This is a genomic window from Candidatus Binatia bacterium, from assembly GCA_036382395.1.
GTDB lineage: Bacteria > Desulfobacterota > Binatia > HRBIN30 > HRBIN30 > JAGDMS01.
Genome location: DASVHW010000291.1, coordinates 1 through 3,328, shown reverse-complemented (window position 1 = coordinate 3,328; position 3,328 = coordinate 1). Strand labels below are relative to the sequence as shown.

At 64.7% G+C, this 3,328-nt stretch carries 4 protein-coding genes; 2 read left to right on the top strand and 2 right to left on the bottom strand.

Going from position 1 to position 3,328, the window contains the following annotated elements:
• On the top strand, window positions 1-184 hold a 184-nt coding region (locus tag VF515_13730), incomplete at its 5' end, for a hypothetical protein (protein HEX7408696.1).
• A 15-nt stretch (window positions 185-199) separates the two neighbouring features.
• Here the strand turns inward: VF515_13730 and VF515_13725 are convergent.
• Window positions 200-787, bottom strand: a complete 588-nt coding sequence (locus VF515_13725; protein ID HEX7408695.1) for an HD domain-containing protein — start codon at window positions 785-787, stop codon at window positions 200-202.
• A gap of 86 nt (window positions 788-873) precedes the next feature.
• Here VF515_13725 and VF515_13720 point away from each other — a divergent pair, with 86 nt between their 5' ends.
• The gene (locus VF515_13720; GenBank protein HEX7408694.1) at window positions 874-1,926 is read left to right on the top strand and encodes an aldehyde reductase; all 1,053 of its coding nucleotides are present in this window, start codon (window positions 874-876) and stop codon (window positions 1,924-1,926) included.
• Window positions 1,927-1,993: 67 nt separating this feature from the next.
• On the opposite strand, the gene VF515_13715 is transcribed toward VF515_13720, so the two are convergent.
• Window positions 1,994-2,863 (bottom strand): DHHA1 domain-containing protein, encoded by an 870-nt coding sequence (locus VF515_13715; GenBank protein ID HEX7408693.1) that lies wholly within the window; start codon window positions 2,861-2,863, stop codon window positions 1,994-1,996.
• Window positions 2,864-3,328: the final 465 nt, after the last annotated feature.

Here is a 3,328-nt window from a genome sequence, read left to right as displayed (position 1 = left end):
AAAAAGTGATGGTTCCTTTTCCATCTCGACAGGGACGGGGTTGCCCAAACAAAGAAAGGGACACGCCATTATGAACAAGACTGCCACACCTAGAACCAAGGACCAAGGCCTGGCCCCGACGCCATCGATGGTGACAGTTGGCCTCTACCTGCGTCAGGAACGAGACGCGCATCTGCGAAAGTGAGAGAACGAGCAGCGCTCAGGCTGGTTTGCGCTTTGCCGAAACGCCGAGCGGATTCATGAGACGCTGCGCCTCGCGCAGCAGGGCATCGAAGTGGCGCTCAAGCGCCCGATTAGTACGCCGGTAGCCAGCCATGACTTTTGCCGCCCAATCAAAGTACTCTACACGCCGCCGTTCATCCCAGTCCTTCGGCGGCGAATGCGTCACGTCACGCACGTTGCAGATCTTGTCGGCAAGATTGAGTAGTTTCGCACGCGGAGACAGGTGTGGGGCGTGCTCGATCTGCAGCCGTTTGCGCTCCGGCTTCGGGAGAGTTTTGTCGTCGGTCACTTCCTCGACCAGCTTGCGGACAGCGGACCCGAACTCGCGTTCGAGTTCCTCAGGTGACGTCTGCGTATCCTCCACCGTGTCGTGCAAGAGCGCCGCCTGCAGCACCGTGACATCGTCGACGCCGGCGATGCGCGCGAGGATCTCGGCGACCTCGATCGGATGGTTGATATAGGGCGACGCTTCCGCATCCTTGCGCCACTGGTCGCGGTGCTTGCGCGCGGCGAAGGTCGACGCCGTCAGTAACGCCGCGGCGAGTCGAGCGGTATTCCGCTTCATGGTCTGGTCCTTTCACGTCCCGAACCCGAGGGAACTTGCAGAGCGCTCGGTGCGCTGTCAACCTGGGCCGGCAACGGGGTACAATAATGACAGCTGCATCCAAGAACACGCTTGTCCTGGTCACGGGAGCGTCCGGATTCATAGCCGGCCACTGCGTGCGCGAGCTGCTCGAACACGGGTACGCGGTGCGCGGTACGGTGCGTAGCCTTCAGGCGCGTGAGAAATGCGCCTACCTGCGCGCCATTGCTGATCGCACGGGCGGCACGCTCGATCTGGTGGAGGCCGACCTCGGTAGCGATCGCGGGTGGCGGGAAGCGGTGGCCGGCTGTACCTACGTCTGGCACGTCGCCTCGCCGTTCCCCGCCGAGGTGCCGAAGGACGAGATGGACCTGATCCGCCCTGCGGTCGACGGGACCAAGCGGGTGCTCAGCGCGTGCGCCGCGAGCGGCACCGTGAAGCGGGTCGTGCTCACCTCGTCGGTTGCGGCCATCGCGTTCGGTCATGACGCGCACGACCACAGGGTGCGCACCGAGGCGGACTGGTCGAATGTCGACCGCTGCGAGGCGTACCAGAAGAGCAAGGCCCTGGCGGAGCGTGCCGCGTGGGACTTCGTCGAAGGACTGCCGGCGAGCCAGCGCTTCGAGCTGGCCGTCATCAATCCGGGATTCGTGCTCGGGCCGGTCCTGAACGCCGATCCCGGAACGTCGGGCGAGGTCGTACGCAAGCTGCTGGCGCGCGAGATGCCCGCGTGCCCGCGCATCGGCTTCGCTCCCGTCGACGTGCGCGACATCGCGATCGCCCACCGCCTGGCGATGGAGAGTCCCCGCGCGCCCGGCAACCGCTATATCTGCGCCGGTGACCACATGTGGATCGAGGACATGGCCAAGGTGCTCGCCGCCGAGTTCAACCCCAAGGGCTACCGGGTGCCGACCGGACGGCTCCCCTACTGGCTGATGTGGGTCATCGCCCGGTTCGACAAGACGATCCGCTTGGCGCTCGAGTATGTCGGCCGAGAAGAACGGGTGAGCTGCGAGAAGGCGAAGCGCGAGCTCGGCTGGTCCATGCGTCCGGTGGAGCAGACGATCCTCGACACCGGGCGCAGCATGATCGAGTACGGGATCGTGCCGGCGCGCGGCTGAGGGCCAGCAGCACGGCCAACGACAAAATCCGCACGGCGCACTGGCGCAGAGCATCAGCACTTCACGGTTACGCCGAATGTGGACCGGCGGCCGCACCCGCGCGGATCATCTGAGCCAATTCTTCCAGGGACACTTCAAAGCCCGCCGCGTGCTCGTGTCCACCGCCACCGAAGGTCTTGGCGATCTCCGACACGTCCAGTCCCTCGGCTGGCGACCGCACCGAAAAGCGCACGGCGCCGTTGGCGCTGATCCAGTACGTCGCCTCGAACGGGAACCCGTCCGCCAGCGCCATCGCCGTATCGGACGCGAAGCGCCTCTCTGAGCAGTTCGCGGCGCGCACCGGATAGCCGGCAATCACCATCGGCAGGGCCAACGTGCACGCCGCCTCAATGCAGCGCCGGCGGTAGGTCTCGATCACGCGCCCTTCGCGGGCCACCTCCTCGAGATCGCGTTCCGCCAGCGCGTCCCAACTCTCCAACGTGTGTTCGTACGCATCGATGCCCGTCGTCACCTGCCGACTGTACGGGAGGGCGAAGCGCCACAGGTCACGGTCCTCGACATACCGGACGAGCCACGGCGCGTCTTCTCGCTCGTCCGGGTGAAACCAGTCCCAGGCGAGGCGCGCACCGGAACGCTGCATGTCGAATTCGAGGCGGATGGTGGTGGCGCTCGCGCCGAGGCCGGCCAAGTCCGTTGCGGCGGTCTTGTGATGATCCAGAAGGACGAGCGTCTGCACCTGCCGGGCAATGACTTCCATGACCGGACGGGGGTACGCGAAGTCCAACATATAGACATCCCGCCCCGTCATGTCTGGGGGCGAGGAGCCGTGGGAGGCCGGATGCAGGTCCGCGTCGTGCAGCGAGCGCCGGGCAACCCAGGCGGCCGTCAGGCCATCAATACAGTGCGCGTGATAGATCACGAGCGGTTTTCGGCTCATTCCATGCCCCTGCCTCGCCAAAACCTCATCCGCTGCAATTTAAGCCGATGATGAATTGGCTCCCAACATGGAGACCTCCGTCTGGGTCCATGTGCGCTCAGTCTGCGCCCCAAGTCCAGTCTGTGACCAACGCTCCCAAGTTGCCTAATGGTGGAAAGAATTTAGCCGATTCTGAGCAAGCGTTCGCGGTTCGCGGCAGGGTACTGGCAGCGGGCTGCTAGCCGGTGGTTCGGGGCGCTGGCAAGCTCTTCGGGGCCGCACCTCGACGGGGGTTCCTGCGATGGCCGCTCCGAGGGACGGGGACGCCGCTTGAAGGCCCAGATGGGATTTTGGCGAGGTCACACGAATTGACTCGTTGGGTCGTTTCCTGATTGAGTTCCCCACATCAAGGGGTGGTCGGAGGTTACGCGGCAAGTCTGCAGCCACGGAGGGCGAAATGAGCTTGGTCAACGATGTATCATCCTT

Bases quoted from the DNA above. Each gene is read 5' to 3' on its own strand.
- VF515_13720 (HEX7408694.1), top strand. From the start codon at position 874: ATGACAGCTGCATCCAAGAACACGCTTGTCCTGGTCACGGGAGCGTCC.
- VF515_13725 (HEX7408695.1), bottom strand. From the start codon at position 787: ATGAAGCGGAATACCGCTCGACTCGCCGCGGCGTTACTGACGGCGTCG.
- VF515_13715 (HEX7408693.1), bottom strand. From the start codon at position 2,863: ATGAGCCGAAAACCGCTCGTGATCTATCACGCGCACTGTATTGATGGC.